General features: G+C 68.6%; 1 protein-coding gene. It reads left to right on the top strand.

What is annotated here, in order from left to right; genetic code table 11:
* Positions 1-135: 135 nt before the first annotated feature.
* The coding region (locus PZH32_RS11565; protein ID WP_275208404.1) for a hypothetical protein at positions 136-404 on the top strand (269 nt) is incomplete at its 3' end.

Here is a 404-nt window from a genome sequence, read left to right as displayed (position 1 = left end):
GGCTTGGCCGAGCTGGATGCGCTGGTGCCGTGCGATACGGCTGGTATAGCCTGCCTCATGTGCGAGCATTGCTCACTGCGCGACACGCGTACCGAGCTGCTGGTTGCATCCATGGACGACGAGTAGGAGGCTACCATGCGCGAAGAGGATGAGATCCGCGCCGCCGTGGTGGCGCTGGCTGTGGCGGTGGAGCGCGGCGAGGTGGCTGAGGGCGAGCTGCTTTCGGGTGCGGGGCTTCCCGCCAGCTTCCTTGGAGAGGGGGATGACAAGGGCGGTTCCCTCGGGGAGCCGGAGGTGCCGAAGACTGAGACGCTCAGCCACGAGGAGCAGCGTGAGCGCGCGATTGCGGCCGTGTTCGATGCCGTGCGGCTGGCCACGCGCGGCAGCCGTCTGTCGCAGCCGGC

Origin of the sequence: Adlercreutzia equolifaciens, assembly GCF_029076695.1 — a bacterium.
Lineage (GTDB): Bacteria > Actinomycetota > Coriobacteriia > Coriobacteriales > Eggerthellaceae > Adlercreutzia > Adlercreutzia equolifaciens_A.
Note: the sequence above shows the minus strand (reverse complement) of the source record. Positions and strands in the feature narration are given on the sequence as shown.